Here is a 22,458-nt window from a genome sequence, read left to right as displayed (position 1 = left end):
GCTTCTTTTTTCATAGCAGACTCACAGCAAAATGGGGTGACCGGTCACCGGGGTAGATGCCACCGCCATGTCCTGGCGGGGCATGACGCCGGCTTCATAAGCCAAGCGGCCCGACTCGATGCCGAGCTTGAAGGCGCGCGACATGCGCACCGGGTCAATGGCGTGGGCGACTGCGCTGTTGAGCAGCACGGCGTCCAGCCCCAGCTCCATGGCCTGCACGGCGTCGGCCGGCGAGCCGATGCCCGCGTCCACGATGAGCGGCACGCCCGGCAGTCGCGCGCGCAAGGTGCGCAGCGCGCCGGGGTTCACCAGCCCCTGGCCGGAGCCGATGGGTGCGCCCCAGGGCATAAGGATGTTGCAGCCCGCGTCCAGCAGGCGTTGGCAGCTCACCAGGTCGTCCATGCAGTAAGGGAACACGTCAAACCCGTCCTTGGCCAGTTGCCGCGCGGCGACCAGCAGCTCGAAGGGGTCGGGCTGCAGGGTGTGGGCATCGCCCACGACTTCGAGCTTGATCCACGTCGTGTCAAACAGCTCGCGGGCCATGTGGGCCAGGGTGATGGCTTCGCGGGCGGTATGGCAGCCGGCGGTGTTGGGCAGCAGGTGGGCACCGGTGGCTTTAATGAGTGCAAAGAAGTCGCTGGCTCCGCTGCCGTGAGCCAACTGGCGGCGCAGGCCCATGGTGACGACTTGGGCGCCGGAGGCTTGGATTGCGTGTTGCAGGATTTGCGGCGAGGGGTAGGCGGCGGTGCCCAGGAAGAAACGGCTGGTGAGGGTGCGGCCACCGATGTGCCATTCGGCTGGGTCCTCTCTTTGGCCTTGGCTTTGGCGGGCGCGGCTGGGAGGCTGGCCGCTCTGCTCCGTGTCCCCCGCCCGCTTTGCGGGCTCCTCCTTGACCTGCGCAGAACGGCCAGCCTCCCTACCTTTTTGCGCTGGAGACAGCGGCTCTGGCGTCGCTCCTTGGGTCTTTGTTTCTCGTTGCTCAGCGGCTTTGTCGCTAGTGGGTGCGGACATGGTTCAACCTCCTTCAATCGGTTGAAAGGTGAGGATGGTGTCGCCCTCGGCCAGCGGCTGTTGGGCGCGCAAGTTGCGGGGCACGAAGTTGCCGTTGACGGCGGTGGCCAGTGCGGCGGGCAGCACGCCGCGGGCGTCTACCCACGCTTGCAGGGTTCGGGCGCCCGTGGTCTCGGGGCTGCCGTTCACCGTGATGGTGATGGCCGTGGGCTCTGTGGTCGTCGGGGTGTCGGTGAGGTTCATAGCGCTAGCTCGTGCAGGGCCTGCTCCACCAGCGCCGGGGCGATGAGCCAGCCGTGGCGGAAGAGGCCGTTAATTTCAGTCGTGCCTGCGCGGTGGCGAATGACCGGCCGGTTGTCGGGCAGCGCGGGGCGCAGGTTGGTCTCAAGGTGCACCACGCGGGCTTCGGCGAGTGCGGGCATCACGCTGTGGGCGGCACTCAGCAGCTCTAGCGTGCTGCGCAGGGACACGGGCGAGCGGTCTTCGCTTTCGATCTCGCTGGCCCCCACCACAATCACGTCGCCGGGGCGCGGAACCATGTAGATCGAGTGGCGCGGGTGCAGCAGGCGGACCGGGCGGTGCAAAGGCACGCCGGGCGCATGCAGCCAGAACACCTCGCCGCGCACACCGCGCACGGGCAGCGCAGACTTTGCGCCCACGCCGCGCACGTCGAACACATGGTCGAACGTGTGCCGCGCGTCAACCACATGCAACACCCCCGCCTCCACCTGCGTCACCTGGCAATTCCAATGCCACTGCACACCCTGCGCGCTGGCTTGCACTGCCAGCGCCTGTAGCGCTTCAATCGGGTGAATTTGCCCCTCGCAGGGCAGCAGCCAGGCCAGCGCCGTGCCTTGGATGCTGGGCTCCAGCGCACGGAGTGCCTCTGCGGTGAGCAGCTGCGGTTGGTACCTTGAGTCGGCCTTGGCTTGCAGCAGGCCCACCACGCGCTGGGCGGCGCCAGCGTCGCTGCGGTGCGCCAGCAGCAGGCTGCCTTGCATGTGCAAAGTCACTGGGTCTGCAAGACCTTGCACGATCTGCGGCCAGAGCTGGCAGGAGCGCACGCCAAGTGCAAACACCTCGTCGCCCGCGCGCTCCAGTTCGGCCACGGGGCTGAGCATGCCGGCCGCCGTCCACCCCGCCGCCAGCGAGCCCGAGTCCGCACGCGGACTGGGGCCGCTGGCGGGGTCGAACACCTGCACCACGTGACCGGCCCGGCTGAGCCCGACGGCCAGCAGCCGCCCCAGCACACCCGCACCGGCAATACCTATGCGTTTGCCCGCCATGCTCAGGCCTTGGCGTCGTCGGCTTGGGCCGGCACGGGCTGGATGGGAATGTAGATTTCCCCGCCCACCTTTTTGAACTCGCCCGACATCACGTCCATGCCGCTCTGCAGCGCCTGCTCCTCGCTCACGCCCAGGTTCTTCGCGTAGTCGCGCACCTCTTGAGTGATCTTCATGGAGCAGAACTTGGGGCCGCACATGGAGCAGAAATGCGCCACTTTGGCGCCTTCGGCCGGCAAGGTTTCATCGTGAAATTGCTTGGCGGTGTCGGGGTCCAGCGAGAGGTTGAACTGGTCCATCCAGCGGAACTCAAAGCGTGCTTTGCTCAACGCATCGTCCCGCGCCCGAACACCCGGGTGGCCCTTGGCCACGTCGGCCACGTGGGCGGCAATCTTGTAGGTAATGATGCCGGTCTTCACGTCTTCGCGGTCAGGCAGTCCCAAGTGTTCCTTGGGTGTCACGTAGCACAGCATGGCGGTGCCGAACCAGCCGATCATGGCGGCGCCAATGCCGCTGGTGATGTGGTCGTAGCCGGGCGCAATGTCGGTGGTCAGCGGACCCAGGGTGTAGAACGGGGCTTCGCCGCAGTGCTTGAGCTGCTCGGTCATGTTGGCCTGCACCATGTGCATGGGCACGTGGCCGGGGCCTTCAATCATCACCTGCACGTCCTGCTGCCAGGCCTTGTGGGTGAGCTCGCCCAGCGTGCGCAGTTCGGCGAACTGGGCTTCGTCATTCGCATCGGCACCGCTGCCGGGGCGCAGGCCATCGCCCAGCGAGTAGCTCACGTCGTAGGCGCGCATGATCTCCGTCATCTCGTCGAAGTGCGTGTACAAAAAGTTCTCTTTGTGGTGGGCAATGCACCACTTGGCCATGATGGAGCCACCGCGCGACACGATGCCTGTCACTCGGTTTGCCGTCAGATGGATGAACGGCAAGCGCACCCCGGCATGCACGGTGAAGTAGTCCACGCCCTGCTCGGCCTGCTCGATGAGCGTGTCGCGGAAGATGGCCCACGTCAGGTCTTCGGCAATGCCGCCCACCTTTTCCAGCGCCTGGTAAATCGGCACGGTGCCGATGGGCACCGGGCTGTTGCGCACGATCCAGTCGCGCGTGGTGTGGATGTTCTTGCCGGTGGACAAATCCATCACCGTGTCTGCACCCCAGCGGATGGACCAGACCAGCTTTTCCACTTCTTCTTCAATGCTGGAGGTGACCGCCGAGTTGCCAATGTTGGCGTTGATCTTCACCAGGAAGTTACGGCCGATGGCCATGGGCTCCAGCTCGGTGTGGTTGATGTTGGCGGGGATGATGGCGCGGCCGCGGGCCACTTCATCGCGCACAAACTCGGGCGTCACGATCTTGGGAATGCTGGCACCAAAGCTGTTGCCGGCCAGGCGCGCTTCGCGCTCGGCGTTGCCCATGTACTGCGCTTGCCATTCGAGGTTCTGGTTCTCGCGCAGGGCGACGTATTCCATCTCGGGGGTGACGATGCCTTTGCGGGCGTAGTGCATCTGCGTGACATTGGCACCACTGCGCGCGCGGCGTGGCTGGCGCTGCAGGCCCGCGGCCTGGGCGCGCAGGGCGGCCAGTGCATCGCCACCTTGACCGTCTGGGCCGTTTTTCAGGCCGTCATCCAGCGCGAAGGGCTTGCGGCCTTCGTAGGCCTCGGTGTCGCCCCGACTCTCCACCCAGCCCGCGCGCACCAGCGGCAGGCCCTCGCGCACGTCGATGTCAGCGCGCGGGTCGGTGTAGGGGCCGGAGGTGTCGTAGACGGTGATGGCTTCGCCGTTGCTCTGCATGATTTCGCGCAGCGGCACCTGAATGTCGGAGCGGCTGCCTTGCAGATAACGTTTGGTGGAGGCGGGAAGCGGTTCGCGCGTGAGGCGAATGAACTGGGCGAGTTTGTCAGGTGCGTTCACTGGGAAATCTCCGGGTTAACGCCCGAAGACAGAGAAAGACACACTCCCGCAAACTTAAAAAGACGCCGCCCGGACGGCTTTCGGCCGTGACTGTGGTGGGCTGCGCTGCACTTCTTACGCTGGTATGAACCAGATCAAGTTCGCGGGTTTGGAATCCATCTCAGCGCAACCACTGCGCACCCCGGGCAGCGCGGAGTGTACGCGATTGAGGATGGGGCGGCTTTAGGCTGAAAGCAGACTTTCGCAGCGCTCCAAAGCAGTCGCTATCGTTCGCGCTGCCCAGCGCGCCGACCAAATGTCGGGGTTTATACAAAGCACAAACCTATTTACCGCTTTCCTTACTGAACAGTCTGTAGACGCCCCTAACGATAAGACCTATCACCAGAAGCGGAATTCCAAACCAAAAGATGAGAACAAGCCCCATAGCCCCAAAAATGAGGCAAGTGCCCACAAAGTTACCGAGGGCATTCCCAATAGGTCCCCCACACCCTTGGCATGGAGAAGCAGGCCACCCGCATGTGCACCCGGGAATAATGGCTGGTAATGCAAAACCCAAAATTATGATTCCTAGTAAGCCCGCCCCAATTGACAGCAATATCTTCATGACTCCCCTAACGTGTTACACAAAAGGAATTTTTCCAAGTCCGCTTCCGCTGCAAAGCTGACCACTCCAAACTAGTTGGCTTATGAAATTAACTCACTGGCATGGCCATTAATCAACAACTTACCGAAGGCCACCCTGCGCACAGTAGCGCGCCTCCAAGCCTATTGCGCCGCTTCCAAAAGCAGCGATAGTGTCTCCAGCAAGGGCTCCAAACTGCTTTCCACAACGCCCCACACCACGCGATCATCCACACTGGCGTAACCGTGAATGAGCACATTGCGAAAGGCCACGATGCGCGGCAAATCGGAAATAGCGCGGGCCGTTACAGCATCCAAACGAGAGAGTTGGTTGAGTGCTTCCCCGGCAATTTCAAACTGCCGCTCCACGCCTGCGCGCAGCAGCTCATCGGCCTCGTAGTGGGCAAAGGTTTTGCCCACCGTAAAACGCGCTATTTTTTGGGCGGCTAGTTGCGCATCCCACAGCAGCTTGGCGCTGTCAGGATGCATACAGGGTTTCACTTTCAGCGGCTATGCGGCGGCGAAAGAAAGGATTGGCTAAATTGCTGGGTGTGACCAAGTCCACCGGGCGATGGAAGAGGGCCTCTAACCCGGTCTTCAAGCCGAAGAACGCTTGGGCATAGGCGGCGGGGGCTACGTCGTCAAACTCCACCAAGAAATCAAAGTCGCTGCATTCATGGTCAAAGTCGTCGCGCACCGCCGAGCCAAAAACTGTCAAACGACGCGCCCCCGTTGCGCGGCACAGGTCGGCAACTGCAGCTTGGTTTTGACTTAAGAGGAAGTGCATAGGTGAATTATGCAGCGCGTGGAGCAGCACTACACACCACTCAACACCGCATCCATCGCCGCGACGATGTCATCCGCGCGTTCGCGCAGTGACGCTACTTTGGCCTTCAAATGTCGCTTGTCCAATGGTGCCGCTTCAAACGGAACCAACATCAGGCTTTGGCCTTTGACCAGCACCAAAGGGCACAAGCGCTTGGGCAGGCTGGAAGCGGGTAACGATGTCAACGCGAGCGGCACCACCATGCGCGTAGCCAGCGCCTTGAGCAGGTCGCTCTGGATGTCCAGCACATAGGGATACACGTCCCGCATGCGCGGGCTCGGGTTCGGGTACACGTCGTACTGCATTACCAGACCCGCAGATCATCACACCACAAGCCGCTCTTTTCAAACCGCGCGTTTTGCTCACTGATCCACGCTTTGTGGGCTTGATTGAACGTTTTTTGACGCTCCGCCAGGTTGGTGCTTTGGCTGGCCGCCTTCAGCGCTTCAAAGTCTTGAACGGACAGAATGACGCTGTCAATGCGGCCATCTTTCTCCACAAAAACGGGCTCCGTCTTGGCTTGTGCACAAACGTAACCGAACCGGTTTTTAGCTTCTGTGGCTGTGACTTGCATGGTGGGTGCCTCTTAGGGAGTTGCTGGCTATTTTAGCTAAAGCCCCAAGCGACCTTTAAGCGCGTGCAAACCGCTTGTCCTTCTCATACGGAAACACATCGTGCACATACCCCGCCGCAATCCGCTCTTTCTGCGTCTGCCAAAACACGGGGTCCAGCAGGTTGGCGTGGTAGCGCATGAAGACGTCGCGCACCAGCGGGTTGCCTAGTAAAAACGGCGCAAAGGTTTCGGGAAACACGTCGTGCGGGCCGACGCGGTACCAGATTTCGCCGGACATTTCTTCTTCCTCATTGCGCGGCTCGGGCACCTTGCGGAAGTGGCAGTCGGTGAGGTATTCGATCTCGTCGTAGTCGTAAAACACGACCTTGCTGTTGCGGGTGATGCCGAAGTTTTTCCACAGCATGTCGCCGGGAAAGATGTTGGCCGCCACCATGTCTTTGATGGCGTAGCCGTAGTCGATCACGGCGCGTTCAATCTGCTCGCGGGCGCGCACTGCAGCCGGGCTGGTGTTGGCGGGGTCGGCGCCGCCGGCGTCAAACGCCTCTTGCAGGTACATATTGAGCGGGATCATGCGGCGCTCGATGTAGACGTGCTTCAAGATCACCTCGATGCGGCCATCGCCATCGCGGTCGCTGATCTCCAGTTGGCTGGGCGCAAACTGCTGCAGCTCGGCAATGAGCGCGTCGCTGAAGCGGTCGTGCGGAAAGGCCACATCGCCATAGTCCAGCGTGTCGGCCATGCGGCCCACGCGGTCGTGTTGTTTGACCAGCTGGTACTTGGCCATGACTTGCTCGCGGGTGGTTTCTTTCTGGTGCGGAAAGTAGTCTTTGATGACCTTGAACACATAGGGGTAGCTGGGCAGGTCAAACACCAGCATCACCATGCCCTTGATGCCGGCGGCGATGCGGAACTTGTCGGAGCTGTGCTGCAGATGGTGCAAAAAGTCGCGGTAAAACAGGGTCTTGCCCTGCTTGGCCAGCCCCAGTGCGTTGTAGAGCTCGTTGCGGGGTTTGCGCGGCATCATGCTGCGCAAAAACTGCACATAGGCGCTGGGGATTTCCATGTCCACCATGAAGTAAGCCCGCGCAAAGCTGAAGAGGCGCAACAGGTCGTTCTCACCGAACAGCGCAGCGTCAATACGCAGCTTGCCTTCGGCGCTGTGCAGCACCGGCAGGGCAAACCCGGCTTCGGTGTAGCCGTTGATCAGCTTGCCGATGATGTAGGCGCCCTTGTTCCGGAAGAACAGGCTGGAGAGCACCTGCACCTGAAAGTTGGCGAGCAGCTTGGCCTCGCCCAACTGCCGGTTCATGACTGCCAGCACGTTGCGGGCATCGCGCTCCAGGTCTTCGAACGGCACCCGCAGGTCGAAGTCCTGCACCATGCGCACCAGCTGCGCCTGCACGTCGTCCAGCGTGGGGTAGTAGCAGCGGTAGGTGGGCCGGTAGCTCGCACCCGGCGCATCGAGGTTTTCGATGTACTCGGTGCTGACGGCGGGCCGCACAAAAATGAAATCGTTCTGGAAGTAGCTGCGGTGCAGGATTTGGGTGGTCACCGAGTTAAAGAAGGTCTCGGCCAACTCGGGTTGGTGGTGATTGACCAGCAGGCCAATGAAGTGCAGCTTGATCTGCTGCCACACCTCGGCGCCCTGCTCCGCGGCCTTGAACTCGCGCTCCAGCCGGCGCGAACACTCCTGCACGCGCAAGCCATAAAACTCGATGCGCTCGCGCTGGGCCCGTTGCTGGCCATGCCAGTCGCGGGTTTCAAACCGGTGCTTGGCGCGCGCGCTCTCAGCACGGAAAAGCTGGTAGTGCCGGTTGAAGCCATCGAGCAGCGCGCGGGCAATGTCGTAGGCAACCGAAGAGTCAAGCCGGGTGGGGAACATGCGCAACGCTCACTATGTTTTTGATAGCTGCCCGCGCATATTCCACGAGGGCTAGAGGCCTATTTGGTGCTTAACGGGCGTGGCGCGGCATCAGACGCACGCCCGAGATGGCTTCGCGGTACAGCGCATCGAGGTTGTCCTCGCGGCCCACTGTCATGTGCAGGTCCTGCACCAGGCCGTCGTGCACGCCGTACACCCAGCCGTGCAGCGTCACGTCCTGCCCTGCCGCCCAGGCGTCTTGCAGCACGGTGCTCTGGGCCACGTTGATCACTTGCTCGACCACATTGAGTTCGCACAGGGCCGCAGCTTTGCCATGTTCGGGGATCAGGTCGAGCACATCGCGGTGGCGGTCCCGCACGTCTTGAATATGGCGCAGCCAGTTGTCGGCCAGGCCGATGCGCGCGCCTTCGAGCGCCGCCTGCACGCCCGAGCAGCCGTAGTGGCCCACGACCATCACATGCCGGACCTTGAGCCGCTCCACCGCAAACTGGATGGTGGACAGCGCATTCAGGTCGGAGTGCACCACCACGTTGGCCACGTTGCGGTGGACAAAAATCTCACCCGGCGCGAGGCCGATGATCTCGTTGGCGGGGACGCGGCTGTCGGAGCAGCCGATCCACATGTACTTGGGCTTTTGCTGGTTGGCCAGCCCGGTGAAAAAGCCCGGGCGGGTGCGCTCCATTTCGGCGGCCCACTCACGGTTGCGGGAAAAAAGATCGTTGAGTTTGTCGGTCATGTTCGCGATTATTTCTGAAGAGAGATGCGCACATTCCAGTCGAGGAGTCCGTACCGGGCACGTTCCTGCTGATCGTCGAGCGCGTTAAATTCACATTGCGCCGGCGGCTTGGCCGCGGTGCACACAAAAGACTTGGGGTTGCCCAACTGCCACATGCCTTGGGCGTTGCGCGCCTCGCCGGTAAAGAACAGGCCGCGCGGCGCATTCATGGGGTCGGGTTGCGCCGGCAGCGGTTTGAGCAGATTGCGGCCCGCGTTCACATAGCCGCCCTCAATACCGGCCAGCGGAAACAGGGTGTTGAACATGTCCCGGTGGCTGGCGGGCTGGGTCAGCTGGTTGCCGCACTGGAGCTTGTCGCCCCAGATGACAAAGGGCACTTGCCGCATGAGGTAGCGGCGGCTAGCGTCTGCATAGACACCGAAGGAGCGGACGTTGTGGTCGCCCGTGGCCGCCACGATGGTGGTGTCTTTGAGCGGGCCTTGTTGCACGGTCTGCACAAAGGCGCCCAACAGGTCGTGGGCGTAGCGGTAGGTGTCGAGGTTGGGCACCAGGGTGGCCTCGCTGGTTTCGCCCTTCCATTGCGCCATGTCCAAGGGCACGCGTTGGTAGTCGGCGGGCAAGTCATAGGGCGGGTGGTTGGTTGCCGTGAGCACGAACACGAACAAGGGCTTGTTCTTGGGTTGGGCGGCCATGCGCTTTTCAAGGTAGCGGTAGACAAAGCTGTCCCACACGCCCCACAGGCCTACCGTGGCTTCGGGGTAGTCGGCCTTGAGGTTGTTGGCGTCAATGACCTCGTCAAAGCCCTGAACTTTGAGCACCCGGTTCAGGTCGCGCCAGCCGGAGCGGGCCGAGGTCACAAACAAAGTGTCATATCCCGCCTGCTTGGCCACCTGCGCCACGCCCCAGGGTAAGGGCTTGCGACCGGCGTCGCCCATGGTGAGCGGGGTGATGGGCGAGGAAAACAAAATAGCTTCCAGCGACGGATGGGTGCCGGGCTGCGCAGACTCGAAGTTGCTGAAATGGCAGGCTTTGTTAAGCGTGGGGGCCATGCGGCCCAGCACATCGAAAGTGGGGCTCTGGTAGAGCATGGGCTCGGCGCTCCAGGACTCCATCAAGAAGAACACCAGATTTTTCTTCGGGGTGGCGGCGGGCAACGGGTCGTGGCGGTACAGCGCATCACGCACCTCGGCCTCGGTAGCGCTTGGAAGGCCCAGCACCTGCGCCGCCGCTTGCGGCGACTCAAAGCCCAGCGCCTTGAGGCCCACCAGTGGGTCCGACAGGTTTTGCGATTGGCGCCGGTTGTCCCACGCGTATTTGAGGGCAATGACACCATTGGGCACCATGTCGTTCAAGAACTGCGAGGTGGTCACCGTGAGGTGCTGGCGCTGCAGTGCCATTTGCCGGATGGTGCCTTTGCCTGCAAACAGCAGGGCAATGAAAGCCACCGTGACCACTGCCAGGCGCAGCACCACGGCACGCTGGTTCCAGCGCGTATCTGGCTGCACCCAACGCAGGATGAGCCGGTGAACCGCAATGCCGAGCGCGGTGGTTAGCGCCACCGCCAGCAGGGTGCCCAGCACCGGGAAGTCGTGCCACACGGTTTGCAAGACCGCCGCAGTGTCGTCTTCAAACAAACCGAAAATGACCGAGTCGATCGGGGTTTTGTAAAACCCGAAGTAGTGCAGGTTGATAAACCCGAGAAACACATACACCAGCACCAGCCCCGACACCAGCCGCCGCTGCGCCGAGAAAGACACCCAGGGCAACACCAGCAACAGCAGAAAACCGGCGATCGCGCTGACCTTGAGGTCGAAACGGAAACCCTGCACCGCCACCGCCAGCAGGTCGCTGCCGCTGGCCTTGTAGCCCTGTGGCCAGAAATACGCCAGTTGCCCCCACCGGATCACGCTCAAAGCCACCACCAGTGGCACGATCAGCACCCAGGCGCGCAACAGGCCGCGCAGGGTGCCGTGGAGTATGGAAGTCAGGGTGCGGGCAATGGCATGTTTCATAAGCCCTACATTGTCTCAGCGAACAGCTCCCGCCCTATGAGCATGCGGCGGATCTCGCTGGTGCCGGCCCCGATTTCATACAACTTGGCATCACGCCAGAGGCGGCCCAGCGGGTATTCGTTGATATAGCCATTGCCGCCGAAGATCTGCACGCCTTCGCCGGCCATCCAGGTGGCTTTTTCGGCAGTCCACAAAATCACCGATGCACAGTCTTTGCGGACCTGGCGCACATGCTCGGTGCCCAGCAGGTCGAGGTTTTTGGCCACGGTGTAGGCAAAGCTGCGCCCCGCCTGCAGCACGGTGTACATGTCAGCCACCTTGCCCTGAATCAGCTGAAACTCGCCAATGCTCTGGCCGAACTGCTTGCGGTCGTGGATGTAGGGCACCACGTTGTCCATCACCGCCTGCATGATGCCCAGAGGCCCGCCCGAGAGCACCGCGCGCTCGTAGTCCAGCCCGCTCATCAGCACCTTGGCGCCGCCATTGACCTGGCCGAGCACGTTGGCCAGCGGCACTTCTACGTTGTTGAACACCAGCTCGCCGGTGTGGCTGCCGCGCATGCCGAGCTTGTCGAGCTTTTGCGCGATGCTGAAGCCGGGCATGGATTTCTCAATCAGGAAGGCGGTCACACCACGCGCGCCCAGTTCAGGCTCGCTCTTGGCGTAGACGACCAGGGTTTCGGCATCGGGGCCGTTGGTGATCCACATCTTGTTGCCGTTGAGCAGGTAGTAGCCGCCTTTGTCTTCGGCCTTGAGCTTCATGCTCAGCACATCGGAGCCAGCCCCGGGCTCGCTCATGGCCAAGGCGCCCACGTGCTCGCCGGTAATGAGTTTGGGCAGGTACTTGGCGCGCTGCTCGGGTGTGCCGTTGCGCTTGATCTGGTTCACGCACAGGTTGCTGTGTGCGCCGTAGCTCAGGCCCACCGAGGCGCTGGCGCGGCTGATTTCTTCCATGGCCACCATGTGCGCCAGGTAGCCCATGTTGGCGCCACCATATTCCTCGCCCACCGTGATGCCAAGCACACCCAGGTCACCCATCTTGCGCCACAGGTCCATGGGGAACTGGTCGCTGCGGTCGATCTCGGCGGCGCGAGGCGCGATTTCGGCTTGGGCAAAGTCGCGCACGGCATCGCGCAGGGCGTCAATATCTTCGCCGAGTTGAAAGTTCAGTCCAGGCAGGTTGTTCATGCGGTGTCTCCTCGTTGTTGTGTGGGGTGTGAACGTGCAGTGGCGCGCGGTATGCGTTACGCGATACCCGGCGCGGGCTCAGGCGGCCTTTTTGCCGGCGACTTTGGGTGCCGCTTTAGCTACCGTCTTGGGCGCAGGCTTGTCCGTGGCAACCCGGGCCTCGCTCTTGGCCAGCAAAGCCTTGGCTTCGCGCTGGTGCACTCTGATTTCGTCCAAGTTGGCTTGCAGGTCGGCCATCTGCTCCTCGACCTGCTTGCGGTGGGCCGCCAACACGTCCAAAAACTTTTGCAGCTGCGCTCCGGTATCGCGGGGGCTGTCGTACATCTCAATGATGTCTTTCGCCTCAGTCAGGCTCAGGCCCAGGCGCTTGGCACGCAGCGTGAGCTTCAGTCGGGTGCGGTCCCGCCCGCTGTAGACCCGGTTGCGGCCACCGGGGCCGGTCCGCTCCGGCTGCAAAAGCCCTAAGTCTTCATAAAAACGAATGGCGCGGGTGGTCAGGTCGAACTCTTTGGCCAGGTCGCTGATGCTGTAGGTGGTGCTCATGGTGCAGGGCTGTGACGGCCGGGCCGTGGAAAGTTGACGTTTACGTAAACGTCAATTATGAATCAAAAGAATCCCCAACACGCTTTCACCCGGCCGCAGGCTAGTTGCCTGCCCTGTGCGCTACCACTTCGGAATGGCCGGGTCCTTGAGGCTGTGGCGCAACTCGGCGTAGTCGGGCACGACGGTGCGCACCGTGTCCCAGAAGCGGGGGCTGTGGTCCATGACCCGCAAGTGGCTCAGCTCGTGGGCGACCACGTAGTCCACCACCGCGGGGCGGAAATGAATGAGCCGCCAATTGAGGCGAATGGACCCGTCGCTCTTGGCGCTGCCCCAGCGGGTGCCGGCGTTGCTCAGGCTCATTTTTTTCCACTGCACTTGCAACTGTGGCGCGAAGTGGTCAAGCCGCTGCACGAACAGCGCTTTGGCCTCGCGCATCAGCCAGGCCTGCACGGCGTCGCGGATTTGTGCGGGGGTCGCGGTTTGCGGCAGTGCGACCCGCAAAATGCGCACCCCACTCGCCTCCGGCAGCGGATCGAGGGCTGCCCCCTTGGAGGTGAATGCGTGGGCGGAGTCCAGCGCGATGCGCACAGTGGCACCGAGGTACGGAAACTCAGCGCCCGGCGCCCAGGTAATTTGGGCTTCTTGCTGCAGAGTGCTGCGCTCCCGGATTTCGCGCAATTTGCGCACGATCCAGTCTGCTTTTTCGCGCAGCGCGGCATCCACCTCATAGAGCGGCGTCCAACGGGGCGCACGCACGGCCAAGCCATCCGGCCCGACGGAAAAACCGATGGTGCGGCGCTTGCCGCGGGCGAATGCGTAGCGCACCACAACGCCATCCAAGCGCACTTCGCGGGTGGCTTGCGGATGGTGGTAGTGGATCGAGGTGAGCGCCTGGGGAATGGGCTCACCGGGCTCAAAGGGGCCGCTTGGAGCGGTGGGCGCCTGAGCACGGGTGGCCTCGGACGCGGGTGCTGAGGGTCGGGGCGCTTGGCGTTTTGCTACTTTTTTAGGAGCTGGTTGCGCAGTATCTACGGGGGCTAGAGCCTCAAAAGGCTCAAAAAGATCGAGGGTAAAGCGCAGCAGCGGATGCATGGCGCAGGCCGGCCTCAGGCCTTGGCGGCGTAGGCTTCGGGGTCCAAGCGGCGCATCTCGGCCTCGATCCAAGCTTGCACCTCCGCCATCAGCTCCTTGGGATCCCGGCCTTCGCTGGGGATGGGCTTGCCTATCGACACTTCCACCACGCCGGGCGTCTTGATGAAGGCTTTGCGCGGCCAGCATTTGGCGCTGGTCACGGCCACCGGAATAACCGGCGCACCGGTAGCAACGGCCAGACGGGTGCCGCCCAATTTGTAGTTGCCCACCTGTCCGCGCGGAATGCGTGTGCCCTCGGGAAACATGATCACCCAAATGCCTTGCGCCAACAGGCGCTTGCCTTGCTCAACCACTTTGCTGAAAGACTCTGCGCGCTGGCTGCGGTCAATATGAATCATGTCGAGACGCCCCATGGCCCAGCCGAAAAACGGCACATACAGCAGCTCTTTTTTGAACACATAGGCCAGCGGGTGCGGCATCAGCGTGGGCATCAAAAAAGTCTCGAAGGTGGACTGGTGCTTGACCAGCAAAATAGCGGGCGCGGTATCGCCAGTAGGCAGGTTTTCCCAGCCAATGACGCGGGTGCGGATGCCCAGCAGCACGCGGGCGCCCCCGATAGCCCAGCTCAGCCAGCGCACCGCCATCCACCACAGCGGCTTGCCCCGCACGCGGATGGAGGCGACCAGCATGATGATGCCCCAAGGAATCACGGTGACCAGCATCCACAGCATGTGCAGGCAGGAGCGCAGCACGGCCATGAACCAGTTAGGTTTTTTTTGTATGGGTATGGCTGTGTAAGGGGGCATGCCGCTCATGTTCGGGTTACCAGGTAGTCGGCAAAAGCCATCAGGTCGTCGTGGACGCGGGTGCCGGCCGGGTAGTTGTCGGGCAGGGGGCGGTCGCGCAAGGCGGCTGCTTTGCCAGTGAGCACCAGGTGAGGCTCGCAGCCGAGCGCCGCACCGGCAATCAGGTCGCGGGCCGAGTCGCCCACGCCCGGCACGCCTTGGAGGTCAACACCGAAGCGCTCGCCGATCTGCTCAAACAGGCCGGGCTCGGGTTTGCGGCAGCGGCAGTTGTCGTCGGGCGCGTGGGGGCAGTAAAAAATGGCATCCACTTTGCCCCCCACGGCCGCCAGCATGGTGTGCATTTTGGCGTGCATGGCATTAAGCGAGACCACATCAAACAAGCCCCGCCCCAGACCACTCTGGTTGGTGGCGACCACCACGCGCCAACCGGCGTGGTTGAGCTTGGCAATGGCTTCGAGCGCACCCGGCAAAGGGCGCCACTCGTTGGGGCTCTTGACGAACTCCGCACTGTCTTCGTTGATGGTGCCGTCGCGGTCGAGAATGCAGAGTTTCATGGGGTGCGCTTTCCGCTCAGGCCGCCAGTTTGGACAAGTCAGCCACGCGGTTCATGGCCACATGCAGACTCTTGAGCAGGCCCAGGCGGTTCAGGCGCAGGTCCATCTGTTCAGCATTCACCATCACGTCGTTAAAGAAGGCATCCACCGGCGCGCGCAGAGCGGCCAGCGATTGCAAGGACGCGGTGTAGTCGCCTGCCTGCCATTGACCTTGGGCCTGCGGAAGCACGGTTTGCATGGCCGCGTACAGCGCCTTTTCGGCGGCCTCTTGCAACAGCAATTCGCTCACATGGGCGTCCACATCGTCCGTCTTTTTCAAGATGTTGCCGATGCGCTTGTTGGCAGCGGCCAAGGCCGGGCTCTCCGGCAATGCGGCAAACGCGCGCACAGCCGTGAGGCGCTTGGCCACATCGCCCAGACGCTGCGGCTTGAGCGACAGCACGGCGTCTACTTCTTGCGCGCTGTAGCCCTGCTCACGCAGGGAACCGGCAAACCGGTCGAATATGAAGTCGACCAGGGCGCCGGAGGCATCGGTGATCAAGGGACCAAAGGCAGGCACAGCACTTTGCACCAGGGTTGTCACGTCCAGTGGGAGGTCTTTCTCCACCAGCATGCGGATCACGCCCAAGGCATGACGGCGCAGGGCAAACGGGTCCTTGTCGCCAGTGGGCAGGTTGCCGATGCCGAACATGCCCACCAGGGTTTCGAGCTTGTCGGCCAGCGCAACCACCACGCCCGCCATGTTGCGGGGCAAAGTATCGCCCGCGAAGCGGGGTTTGTAGTGGTCTTCAATGGCGTGGGCCACGGTCTCGCCCAGGCCATCGTTCAAGGCGTAGTAGCCGCCCATGATGCCTTGCAGCTCCGGGAACTCGCCCACCATGTCGGTGACTAGGTCGGTCTTGGCCAGTTGTGCTGCCTGGTCGGCTTGCGCTACCAGCGTGGCGTCGCCGAGCTGGGCGGCAATGGCCTTGGCAATAGCGCGCACGCGCTCCACGCGCTCGCCCTGGGTGCCGAGTTTGTTGTGGTACACGACCTTGCCCAAGCCTTCCACGCGGGAAGCGAGGGTCTTTTTGCGGTCCTGGTCAAAGAAGAACTTGGCATCGGCCAAGCGGGGGCGCACCACCCGCTCGTTACCGCCGATCACCAGGCTCGCGTCTTCGGGGTTAATGTTGCTCACCACCAAGAACTTGTTGGTGAGCTTGTCCGCTGCGTCCAGCAAGGGGAAGTACTTCTGGTTGGCCTTCATGGTGAGAATCAGGCACTCTTGTGGCACGCCGAGGAATTGCGCTTCAAACTCGCAGATCAGCACATGCGGGCGCTCCACCAGCGCAGTCACCTCGTCGAGCAAAGCGTCGTCATCAATCGGGGTGCAACCGCCACCGACCCGCTCAGCTGCGGCTTGCAGCTGGCGCACGATGTCTGCGCGACGCTCCGCAAAGCTCGCAATCACCGCGCCATCTGCCGCTAGGGTGGCCGCGTAGACGTCTGCATTCGCAACTACGACGGGGGAAACCTTGGCTTCGAAGCGGTGGCCCTCGGTTTGGTTGCCGGCGTGCAAGCCGAGTGCTTGCACCGGCACTACATCGCTGCCGTGCAATGCCACCAGTCCGTGTGCGGGGCGCACAAAGCTCACGCTGGTCCACCCGGGCAACTCGCACCCGCTTTGCAGCTGGTAGCTCATAACCTTGGGGATGGGCAGTTTGGCAATCGCGTCCAGCAGTGCTTTTTGGAGGCCGTCCAGCAAGATGGCGCCTTGGACCATGCTGTCATAGAACAAGGCCTCGGCCTTGCCGTCCGGCGCGCGCTTCAGGCCGCCGACTGCAGAGGCGTCCGCGCCGAGGGCTTGGAGTTTTTTCAGCAAGGCGGGCGTTGCGTTGCCCGCGGCATCCAGGCCCACGGCCACCGGCATGAGTTTTTGAGAGACTGCTTTGTTCGCGGCTTGCGCGGCCACTGACGCCACGTGCACCGCTAAGCGACGAGGTGACGCAAAGTGGCTCACCGACGCGTCCGCCGGTGCCAGGCCTTGGGCCTTGAGCGAATCTGCCAACACGGTGGCAAAGGCTTCGCCCAATTTCTTCAGTGCCTTGGGTGGCAACTCTTCTACAAACAGTTCGACCAGAAGGTTTTTGGTTGTCATTCTTGTGTTCTCCGTACGCTTACGCGGCCTTCTTGGGCATCTGTTCAATCCATTCGCGCGGCGCCATGGGGAAGCCCAGTCGCTCACGGCTTTCGTAATAGCTTTGCGCCACACTGCGGGCCAGGTTGCGAATGCGGCCGATGTACGCTGCGCGCTCGGTCACGCTGATGGCGCCACGGGCATCCAGCAGGTTGAAGCTGTGCGCCGCCTTGAGCACCTGCTCATAGGCGGGCAATGCAAGTTGTTGCTCGATCAGGTACTTGGCCTGCTTTTCGTGCGCGTTGAAGGCAGTGAACAAAAAGTCAGCGTCGCTGTGCTCGAAGTTGTAAGTGGATTGCTCCACTTCGTTCTGGTGGTACACATCGCCGTACTTCAGCGTATCGGTCCATTGCAGGTTGTAGACGTTGTCCACGCCCTGCAGGTACATGGCCAAGCGTTCCAAGCCGTAGGTGATTTCGCCGGTGGCGGGCTTGCAGTCGATGCCGCCCACTTGTTGGAAGTAAGTGAACTGCGTGACTTCCATGCCGTTGAGCCAGACCTCCCAGCCCAAACCCCACGCGCCCAGGGTGGGGTTCTCCCAGTCGTCTTCCACAAAACGGATGTCGTTCTTCTTCAGGTCAAAGCCCAGGGCTTCGAGTGAGCCGAGGTAGAGCTCCAAAATATTGGCCGGCGCGGGCTTGAGCACCACTTGGTACTGGTAGTAGTGCTGCAGGCGGTTGGGGTTTTCGCCGTAGCGGCCGTCTTTGGGGCGGCGGCTCGGCTGCACATAGGCGGCTTTCCATGGCTCCGGCCCGATAGCGCGCAAAAAGGTGGCGGTGTGCGATGTGCCGGCACCGACTTCCATGTCATACGGCTGCAGGAGCGCGCAGCCCTGGCGGTCCCAGTAGTCCTGGAGGCGAAGAATGATTTGCTGAAAAGTAAGCATGGTGTGAGAGCAATCTCCGGCAGAGGCCGGTGCAGGGCAGGCGATCAAGTAAACCGTGCATTTTACGGGGTGACCGCAGGGGCGCAGCCCGTGTTAGCAGTGGTCTGACAAACGCCTGGGGCGCCAAACAACAGCCAACACCAGAAGCGCAGCAATCCACAAGGGCCAAAGGCCGAAGTGGGAGGCCCACCATGCGTAGGGTGTGAGCCCGGTGCGCCCCTGAACCTCGCCAGTCAGCACCGCTCGGGTCTGCGGCTGCAGCTTTTGGAGCACCGTGCCTTCGTGACTCAATATGGCTGTAGCACCGGTGTTGGTCGCCCGCACGAAAGGCCGTTGGAATTCGAGGGCACGGGCTCGTGAAATATGGAGGTGCTGGTTCAGCGCCACCGTGCGGTTGAACCAACCGAGGTTGCTGACGTTGGCAAACACCGTTGGCGCGGCTGCCGGGTTCGAGAATCGAGTGGCAAGCTCCTCACCATACAAGTCTTCGTAGCAAATGTTGGCGGCCACCCGCTCTCCCCGCACATCCAGCGATGGCTGCCCAAGGGGGCCCCGGTTGAAGTCCCCCAGCGGGATATTCATCAGCTGGGTGAACCACTTAAAGAGTGGCGGTATGAACTCGCCAAAGGGCACCAGGTGGTGCTTGTCGTATTGCCATCCGGTTTGGCTTGCTGAAAGCCCGACCACCGAGTTGGTGTAGCCCGTTTGAAAGCTGCCCAGTGGAATTCCAATGATTGCGGCTTGGCTTGATTGCGTGAACTTCTCGCTGAGGCTGGCCCAATAGCCTTCTGGCAATTGTTGCGGCAGCAGCGGTACCGCGGTCTCGGGGGCGACCACCAAGTCTCCGTCGGCCTGCAGCAACGCGTCGCGGTACCACTGCAGCGCGAGTGGTACGCCACTCCCGGTTTCAAACTTCTCGTCTTGGGGAATGTTGCCCTGCAAAAGACTGACCTGCAAGGTTCCTGTGGGCGTGGTCCAAGTGTTGATCTCTGATGGCAAAGCGGCAGGTAACAGAAGCGCAAAACTCACCCAGCAAGCTGGCCAGGGACTCCGGCGAACCACGGCAATACCCATGGCGGCAGCCCAAGCTGCGGCTAAGGCACTGACTCCATAGGTCCCGAGCCATGGCAGATAAAAGGCCAGGGGTCCATCGATGTGGGCATAGGCAATGGCTCCCCAGCCAAAGCCAGTGAGCCAGGTGCCACGCGCCATTTCGGCCATGAGCCAGAGCGCTGCGAAACTCACCGTGGCGACCGCAGGGCCCCGCTGTGCCCCGCGTTTCCACACCCACACAGCAATAGCGTAATACCCACCTAACGCTGCCGCCAGCCCGATCACAGCGCCGCCCGCTAGCAGCGATGGCAATCCACCATAGGTGTACATCGCGACATACAGCCACCAGAAGGTGGTGCTGAGCCACACCGTAGCAAACCCCCATGCACTCCAGGCCGCTGCTTTGGCGTTCGGCGCTGCCGCTACGATATAGACAAATACAGCCAGTGCAACTGGCTGCAGCCACCAACTCAGCAGGCCTTTTTCAAAAAATGCATCAAAAGGCCAGCTGGCGCTCACGGATTGTGCGCAAGCCGCTATAAAAATAATAGCGGCGACGAGGAAGCTTTTTTCCGGGAACGGGGCTTGAACCCGGGCCGCCCCAGCCATCAGTCCGTGATACCAGGTGCGGGCGTGTGCGAGACTTTGAACCACTTCACAGCGCCACCCTTGGTGTGTAATACCACAAAATCCAGACCGCACAAGCTATAGCGCTCCCCGCGCTTGGGTACGTGGCCCATTTCATGGGCGATCAAACCGCCAATGGTGTCGAAGTCATCTTCGGGGTCGGCTCCTCGCATCGTGAGCGAGAACGCTTCGTTGATGCGGTCAAGCGGTGTGTCTCCGCTCACCCGGTAAGTTTGGTCTGCCAGTGCAAAGATGTCGCCCTCGTCTTCGGCAATATCGAATTCATCTTCGATTTCACCCACGATTTGCTCGAGCACATCCTCGATAGTGATCAGCCCTGCCACCCGCCCGAACTCATCGATAACGATCGCAAGGTGATTGCGGTTCCCACGGAAGTCGCGCAGCAGATCATTCAAACCCTTGGACTCGGGGACAAACACCGCCGGGCGCAGCAAGGCGCGGATGTTCAATTCGGGGGCACGCTGCAGTTTCAGCAGATCCTTTGCCATCAGGATGCCGATAATGTTTTCCCGCTCGCTGTCGTAGACCGGAAATCGGGAGTGCGCTGTGTCGATCACCTTGTGCATCAGCTCGTCAGCGGAGGACTGAATGTCCAGCAAGTCCATGCGGGTGGCTGGCACCATCACGTCGCCAGCAGTCATGTCGGCCATGCGAATGACACCTTCCAACATCACCCTCGACTCTGCACCAATGATGTTGTTGTCTTCGGCCTCTGCCAACGTCTCAATCAGTTCCGCCGTGGAGTCGGGCCCGGGATGAATGAACTCGGCTAGCTTCTGGAGAAAGGTACGCTTATCTTCTCGTTCGAGATGGCGCGAAGGATGCGGATCAGACACTAGGAATTGCCCGTGACGGGCTGTGGTTTCGAAGTCCTAAGGATAGCGGATTTGAGCCCCCCTCCCAATTCGTGACATAGCTTGCCTAGGGGGAGCAAATTTTCCCGGCTTTAATAGCCCGGCTACGCACCACCTGAAAGCCCTGCAGCAAGCCCAGCCAAATGCGGCTCTGGGCCGCCAGGCTGTAGTGGAGGTCAGCCCAATAGGTTTCGATAATCTCTTGAAGGCGGGATTCGAGGTCCGGACGAGGTAACTTCAAATAGGCTTCAGACTCTGCGCCGTGCCGGTGCACGGTCGCCCCACGTTTACGTGCGATCGCTAACATCGGTGCGTTGCCAGCCAGTGCCTGGATTTGCAGTACCTCGACACCCTCATTCCGAGCATGGAGCGCGGCACGTTCATACAATCGCCCACCAATACCTTGGCCTCGCAAAGATGGGGCGACTGATACCCCAAACTCCCCGACTGGTGCTCCACCAGGCGCCTTGTAGATGGCGAGGTGCGCCATTGCCACAATGTGCAAGCGGTGGTTGAAAACACCAAAGACAGCGTCGTTGACGAAGTCAAGGCGCTCAACATAGCTCCTGATCTGGCCATCGTTTGCAACGTAACCAAACCTGAGAAAACGATCTTCTGCCTCCAGCGAAAGCAGATGTTTGAGCAAGCGAGTTCTGTGATTGGGCCCTAATGCCCGGATACTGATTGAAGTGTTTCCCACAACTCGCGCACGCACAGGACCACGCGATTGGCTGATGATTCCTTGTGCAGTGGGGTCGTCGAACTCAGACATGGCTGGACTATAAGGGTTTTCCCTTGGTTTTCGTAGAGTGTGGGCTTTAATCGTTTCAATAGTGCCAACTAATTGGCAGCAGGTTCGTAACATGGACAGATGGATACCCGATCTGGCGCACAACGAATTCAAGCTGCTATGGATGAGGTCAGTGTCATCATGGCCAAACAGCACAAAGATCCCGCTCTACGGAGCGCTTGTCGCGCCATCAAGCGTTACCAAAGCGCACGCTTTGAGAACACTTACCATGACCTTCTAAGCACATCGAACTTTGGTCCCGCGTGCGGGTTTTTTTTGAGCGAAATCTACGGCGACCGCGACTTTAGCCAGCGGGACAATGAGTTCTCTCGAATCGCCGGGGCAATTGAAAGAATCTTCCCGCAGTCTATCGTCGAGATCGCTGTAGATCTGGCCGAACTGCACGCAGAGACTGAACGCTTTGACGCCGAGATGGCGACATTCGTACTCAGAACAACGCCTGTAAAAGCCACACCAGAAGTCTCATTGGCGACCTACACAGATGCATGGAACGGCACCGCCGCTTGTGGCGACAGACTGAAGCAGCTAAACATGGTGTTGCACCTCGGAAGACGACTTAACCGGGTAACGCGCATCCCCGGTGTGCGCTTATCACTGAAGGCGATGCGCATCCCAGCTAGAGCCGCAAAACTCACCGCACTCCAAGACTTTCTGGAACGCGGGTTGGATACTTTCTGCAATTTAAGCCGCATTCCGAGAGGCGTTGACTTATTTCTTCAAGCGATTGAAGCACGCGAGCATCGTTGGATGGCTAGCCTGATTAGAGAATAGAAACACCGCATAAGCGCAACCCAAAATCACGCATAGTGCGCAGACGCGGGCAAAAAAAAACCCCACCGGAATCGGTGGGGTTTTTTCGGCTGTAATAGCCTGACGATGACCTACTTTCACACGGGGATCCGCACTATCATCGGCGCTGACTCGTTTCACTGTCCTGTTCGGGATGGGAAGGAGTGGTACCAAGTCGCTATGGTCGTCAGGCAT

At 61.4% G+C, this 22,458-nt stretch carries 22 protein-coding genes, 1 rRNA gene and 1 riboswitch; of the genes, 1 reads left to right on the top strand and 22 read right to left on the bottom strand.

All coding sequences use genetic code 11. The annotated features are described in order from the left end of the window. Window positions 1–21: 21 nt before the first annotated feature. The 21 genes from QZW03_RS07360 to QZW03_RS07260 all read right to left on the bottom strand — a co-directional run bounded on the left by QZW03_RS07360 (window position 22) and on the right by QZW03_RS07260 (window position 21,435). Window positions 22–786 (bottom strand): thiazole synthase, encoded by a 765-nt coding sequence (locus tag QZW03_RS07360; protein ID WP_296509573.1) that lies wholly within the window; start codon window positions 784–786, stop codon window positions 22–24. A 228-nt stretch (window positions 787–1,014) separates the two neighbouring features. Beyond that, window positions 1,015–1,254, bottom strand: a complete 240-nt coding sequence (gene thiS, locus QZW03_RS07355; RefSeq protein WP_296509333.1) for a sulfur carrier protein ThiS — start codon at window positions 1,252–1,254, stop codon at window positions 1,015–1,017. Beyond that, window positions 1,251–2,297: an FAD-dependent oxidoreductase gene (locus tag QZW03_RS07350; RefSeq protein ID WP_296509332.1), complete on the bottom strand. Its 1,047-nt coding sequence runs from the start codon at window positions 2,295–2,297 to the stop codon at window positions 1,251–1,253. Before QZW03_RS07350 ends, thiS begins: the two co-directional genes overlap by 4 nt. 2 nt (window positions 2,298–2,299) lie before the next feature. Further along, window positions 2,300–4,213: a phosphomethylpyrimidine synthase ThiC gene (gene thiC, locus QZW03_RS07345; protein ID WP_296509331.1), complete on the bottom strand. Its 1,914-nt coding sequence runs from the start codon at window positions 4,211–4,213 to the stop codon at window positions 2,300–2,302. A gap of 93 nt (window positions 4,214–4,306) precedes the next feature. Next, window positions 4,307–4,407: riboswitch (TPP riboswitch) on the bottom strand. 571 nt (window positions 4,408–4,978) lie between these two features. Further along, on the bottom strand, window positions 4,979–5,323 hold the full coding sequence (locus QZW03_RS07340) for a DUF86 domain-containing protein (protein WP_296509330.1): 345 nt from the start codon (window positions 5,321–5,323) through the stop codon (window positions 4,979–4,981). Continuing rightward, window positions 5,313–5,621: a nucleotidyltransferase domain-containing protein gene (locus tag QZW03_RS07335; protein ID WP_296509329.1), complete on the bottom strand. Its 309-nt coding sequence runs from the start codon at window positions 5,619–5,621 to the stop codon at window positions 5,313–5,315. Before QZW03_RS07335 ends, QZW03_RS07340 begins: the two co-directional genes overlap by 11 nt. 29 nt (window positions 5,622–5,650) lie before the next feature. After that, window positions 5,651–5,965, bottom strand: a complete 315-nt coding sequence (locus QZW03_RS07330) for a CcdB family protein (RefSeq protein WP_296509328.1) — start codon at window positions 5,963–5,965, stop codon at window positions 5,651–5,653. Next, window positions 5,965–6,234, bottom strand: a complete 270-nt coding sequence (locus QZW03_RS07325; protein ID WP_296509327.1) for a type II toxin-antitoxin system Phd/YefM family antitoxin — start codon at window positions 6,232–6,234, stop codon at window positions 5,965–5,967. Before QZW03_RS07325 ends, QZW03_RS07330 begins: the two co-directional genes overlap by 1 nt. Before the next feature lie 55 nt (window positions 6,235–6,289). Next, the gene (aceK, locus tag QZW03_RS07320; RefSeq protein ID WP_296509326.1) at window positions 6,290–8,116 is read right to left on the bottom strand and encodes a bifunctional isocitrate dehydrogenase kinase/phosphatase; all 1,827 of its coding nucleotides are present in this window, start codon (window positions 8,114–8,116) and stop codon (window positions 6,290–6,292) included. A 70-nt stretch (window positions 8,117–8,186) separates the two neighbouring features. Continuing rightward, window positions 8,187–8,852 (bottom strand): carbonate dehydratase, encoded by a 666-nt coding sequence (gene can, locus QZW03_RS07315; protein WP_296509325.1) that lies wholly within the window; start codon window positions 8,850–8,852, stop codon window positions 8,187–8,189. An 8-nt stretch (window positions 8,853–8,860) separates the two neighbouring features. Further along, window positions 8,861–10,864, bottom strand: coding sequence for a sulfatase-like hydrolase/transferase (locus QZW03_RS07310; protein WP_296509324.1), 2,004 nt, complete (start codon window positions 10,862–10,864; stop codon window positions 8,861–8,863). Window positions 10,865–10,869: 5 nt separating this feature from the next. Continuing rightward, entirely contained in the window at window positions 10,870–12,051 is a 1,182-nt protein-coding gene (locus tag QZW03_RS07305; protein WP_296509323.1) for an isovaleryl-CoA dehydrogenase, read from the bottom strand. Window positions 12,052–12,129: 78 nt separating this feature from the next. Further along, window positions 12,130–12,594, bottom strand: coding sequence for a MerR family DNA-binding transcriptional regulator (locus QZW03_RS07300; RefSeq protein WP_296509322.1), 465 nt, complete (start codon window positions 12,592–12,594; stop codon window positions 12,130–12,132). A gap of 120 nt (window positions 12,595–12,714) precedes the next feature. Next, window positions 12,715–13,686 (bottom strand): SprT family zinc-dependent metalloprotease, encoded by a 972-nt coding sequence (locus tag QZW03_RS07295; protein ID WP_296509321.1) that lies wholly within the window; start codon window positions 13,684–13,686, stop codon window positions 12,715–12,717. 14 nt (window positions 13,687–13,700) lie between these two features. Then, window positions 13,701–14,444: a lysophospholipid acyltransferase family protein gene (locus QZW03_RS07290; RefSeq protein WP_296509572.1), complete on the bottom strand. Its 744-nt coding sequence runs from the start codon at window positions 14,442–14,444 to the stop codon at window positions 13,701–13,703. Between the two features lie 53 nt (window positions 14,445–14,497). After that, the gene (gene gmhB / locus QZW03_RS07285) at window positions 14,498–15,046 is read right to left on the bottom strand and encodes a D-glycero-beta-D-manno-heptose 1,7-bisphosphate 7-phosphatase (protein ID WP_296509320.1); all 549 of its coding nucleotides are present in this window, start codon (window positions 15,044–15,046) and stop codon (window positions 14,498–14,500) included. A 16-nt stretch (window positions 15,047–15,062) separates the two neighbouring features. Beyond that, window positions 15,063–17,183: a glycine--tRNA ligase subunit beta gene (gene glyS / locus QZW03_RS07280; protein WP_296509319.1), complete on the bottom strand. Its 2,121-nt coding sequence runs from the start codon at window positions 17,181–17,183 to the stop codon at window positions 15,063–15,065. A gap of 19 nt (window positions 17,184–17,202) precedes the next feature. Then, window positions 17,203–18,108, bottom strand: coding sequence for a glycine--tRNA ligase subunit alpha (gene glyQ / locus QZW03_RS07275; protein WP_296509318.1), 906 nt, complete (start codon window positions 18,106–18,108; stop codon window positions 17,203–17,205). Window positions 18,109–18,201: 93 nt separating this feature from the next. After that, on the bottom strand, window positions 18,202–19,680 hold the full coding sequence (gene lnt, locus QZW03_RS07270) for an apolipoprotein N-acyltransferase (RefSeq protein WP_296509317.1): 1,479 nt from the start codon (window positions 19,678–19,680) through the stop codon (window positions 18,202–18,204). Between the two features lie 89 nt (window positions 19,681–19,769). Beyond that, window positions 19,770–20,645, bottom strand: coding sequence for a transporter associated domain-containing protein (locus QZW03_RS07265; RefSeq protein ID WP_296509316.1), 876 nt, complete (start codon window positions 20,643–20,645; stop codon window positions 19,770–19,772). An 85-nt stretch (window positions 20,646–20,730) separates the two neighbouring features. Continuing rightward, complete coding sequence (locus QZW03_RS07260) at window positions 20,731–21,435, bottom strand: GNAT family N-acetyltransferase (RefSeq protein WP_296509315.1); 705 nt, start codon at window positions 21,433–21,435, stop codon at window positions 20,731–20,733. A 99-nt stretch (window positions 21,436–21,534) separates the two neighbouring features. Between QZW03_RS07260 and QZW03_RS07255 the strand changes: the two genes are divergently transcribed. Continuing rightward, window positions 21,535–22,245: a hypothetical protein gene (locus QZW03_RS07255; protein ID WP_296509314.1), complete on the top strand. Its 711-nt coding sequence runs from the start codon at window positions 21,535–21,537 to the stop codon at window positions 22,243–22,245. Between the two features lie 97 nt (window positions 22,246–22,342). Here the strand turns inward: QZW03_RS07255 and rrf are convergent. Then, window positions 22,343–22,455, bottom strand: a 5S ribosomal RNA gene (gene rrf / locus QZW03_RS07250). Window positions 22,456–22,458 lie beyond the last annotated feature (3 nt).

The organism is Rhodoferax sp. (assembly GCF_013297935.1).
Classification (GTDB): domain Bacteria; phylum Pseudomonadota; class Gammaproteobacteria; order Burkholderiales; family Burkholderiaceae_C; genus Allorhodoferax.
The sequence above is the reverse complement of the archived record's forward strand: the minus strand, read 5'-3'. Positions and strand labels throughout refer to the sequence as shown.

Bases quoted from the DNA above. Each gene is read 5' to 3' on its own strand.
- thiS (WP_296509333.1), bottom strand. From the start codon at position 1,254: ATGAACCTCACCGACACCCCGACGACCACAGAGCCCACGGCCATCACC.
- QZW03_RS07350 (WP_296509332.1), bottom strand. From the start codon at position 2,297: ATGGCGGGCAAACGCATAGGTATTGCCGGTGCGGGTGTGCTGGGGCGG.
- QZW03_RS07340 (WP_296509330.1), bottom strand. From the start codon at position 5,323: ATGCATCCTGACAGCGCCAAGCTGCTGTGGGATGCGCAACTAGCCGCC.
- QZW03_RS07335 (WP_296509329.1), bottom strand. From the start codon at position 5,621: ATGCACTTCCTCTTAAGTCAAAACCAAGCTGCAGTTGCCGACCTGTGC.
- QZW03_RS07330 (WP_296509328.1), bottom strand. From the start codon at position 5,965: ATGCAGTACGACGTGTACCCGAACCCGAGCCCGCGCATGCGGGACGTG.
- QZW03_RS07325 (WP_296509327.1), bottom strand. From the start codon at position 6,234: ATGCAAGTCACAGCCACAGAAGCTAAAAACCGGTTCGGTTACGTTTGT.
- aceK (WP_296509326.1), bottom strand. From the start codon at position 8,116: ATGTTCCCCACCCGGCTTGACTCTTCGGTTGCCTACGACATTGCCCGC.
- can (WP_296509325.1), bottom strand. From the start codon at position 8,852: ATGACCGACAAACTCAACGATCTTTTTTCCCGCAACCGTGAGTGGGCC.
- QZW03_RS07310 (WP_296509324.1), bottom strand. From the start codon at position 10,864: ATGAAACATGCCATTGCCCGCACCCTGACTTCCATACTCCACGGCACC.
- QZW03_RS07305 (WP_296509323.1), bottom strand. From the start codon at position 12,051: ATGAACAACCTGCCTGGACTGAACTTTCAACTCGGCGAAGATATTGAC.
- QZW03_RS07300 (WP_296509322.1), bottom strand. From the start codon at position 12,594: ATGAGCACCACCTACAGCATCAGCGACCTGGCCAAAGAGTTCGACCTG.
- QZW03_RS07295 (WP_296509321.1), bottom strand. From the start codon at position 13,686: ATGCATCCGCTGCTGCGCTTTACCCTCGATCTTTTTGAGCCTTTTGAG.
- QZW03_RS07290 (WP_296509572.1), bottom strand. From the start codon at position 14,444: ATGGCCGTGCTGCGCTCCTGCCTGCACATGCTGTGGATGCTGGTCACC.
- gmhB (WP_296509320.1), bottom strand. From the start codon at position 15,046: ATGAAACTCTGCATTCTCGACCGCGACGGCACCATCAACGAAGACAGT.
- glyS (WP_296509319.1), bottom strand. From the start codon at position 17,183: ATGACAACCAAAAACCTTCTGGTCGAACTGTTTGTAGAAGAGTTGCCA.
- glyQ (WP_296509318.1), bottom strand. From the start codon at position 18,108: ATGCTTACTTTTCAGCAAATCATTCTTCGCCTCCAGGACTACTGGGAC.
- QZW03_RS07260 (WP_296509315.1), bottom strand. From the start codon at position 21,435: ATGTCTGAGTTCGACGACCCCACTGCACAAGGAATCATCAGCCAATCG.
- QZW03_RS07255 (WP_296509314.1), top strand. From the start codon at position 21,535: ATGGATACCCGATCTGGCGCACAACGAATTCAAGCTGCTATGGATGAG.